This is a genomic window from Oscillibacter sp. 1-3 (assembly GCF_000403435.2).
GTDB lineage: Bacteria > Bacillota > Clostridia > Oscillospirales > Oscillospiraceae > Oscillibacter.
In genome coordinates, this window is record NZ_KE159706.1 from 1 (window position 1) to 1,159 (window position 1,159).

General features: G+C 53.6%; 1 protein-coding gene. It reads right to left on the bottom strand.

The genetic code is table 11. The annotated features are described in order from the left end of the window. Positions 1–749 (bottom strand): CAP domain-containing protein (locus C816_RS06365; RefSeq protein ID WP_016324518.1); only part of this gene is annotated, 749 nt, incomplete at its 3' end. Positions 750–1,159 lie beyond the last annotated feature (410 nt).

Sequence of the window (1,159 nt, forward strand, 5' to 3'; positions counted from 1 at the left end):
CCGACAAACATATAGCAGTAGGTGATGCCGTCGTACTGGGTCATGCCCACGCCGATGCAGTCACATCTGGAGTCGATCATCGTCTCGAAATGGCCAGGAGAGTTGATCCAGTTGTCGACAGCGCGTTGGGCTGCGTCGGCTGTGCCGGTGAACACGGTGAGGTTGTCACCGAAGCCATAGGGGTAACCGGCGTCAACAGCGGCTTGGCTTTCCTCCAGGGCGTGATGCCATGTGTAGCGCCGGTCGGAGCAGGCTTGGGCGGCATTCATTAGGGCCTCGCTGACCGGCAGTTCCGACACTCCGTTGTCCTTTCGGGTCTGGTTGATGAGCCAGATCATCTCCTGCCGTATCTCCAGGTTGTCTGTCAGGCCGGCGCTGTCCCCGCTGGCGGGGGCTTCCGGCGCAGCGGGGGCTGCGGAGCCAACCGTCAGTATTACGGTCCCACGTTCTCCAGCGCTGTTGGAGACGGTGATCTCTGCGATCCCCTCCGCTTTGGCAATGGCAACCCAGAAGGTCAGCACCTGTTCCACCGCTACCGTGTCTGGGTTGCTGGAAGTCACAGTGTAGTTTGCACCGCTGGGACTGATGATGAGTCCGCTACGGTCTCCTACCTCCAGGGTACTTCCCTTGTAACTGCTCACCCGGACGGATTTGTCGGGCGTTTCCGTTGCCATGGCGGGGACAGTGAGGACAGTTGTGAGGATAGCTGCTGTCAGTGTGGCGGCAATGCGCTTTTTCATGTTGGTCATACATTTTCCTCCTAATTTTCAGTGTTTTGTGGGGCTTTTGCAAGCAACACAATACCGAAATAGGAGGCGAAAGTCGATAGAAAATTGCAATCTAAAACGGAGAAATACAGAGGTAAAAATCGAGCGGATTACACAGCGTTTCGTTGTGTTTATAGGGTGCCTCTTCCGGAGCGTCGATCCTCCTGACCACATAAACAGCCACAGACAGATGTGGAACACGTGGAAACACTGTTTTCAAAGAGTGCCGGAGAGTAAATGAAAAGGAGTAGAAACGGCTATAAACTATCAAAATTTGTCTAAAAAATCTTTGCAGACCTCTTTGGATGTATCAGCGCAAGTAGTGTCTCATAGGAATTAGCAGATTTATACCTGTGAAAGCATCCGATAACTCCCCGAAACCCACTGCTTCC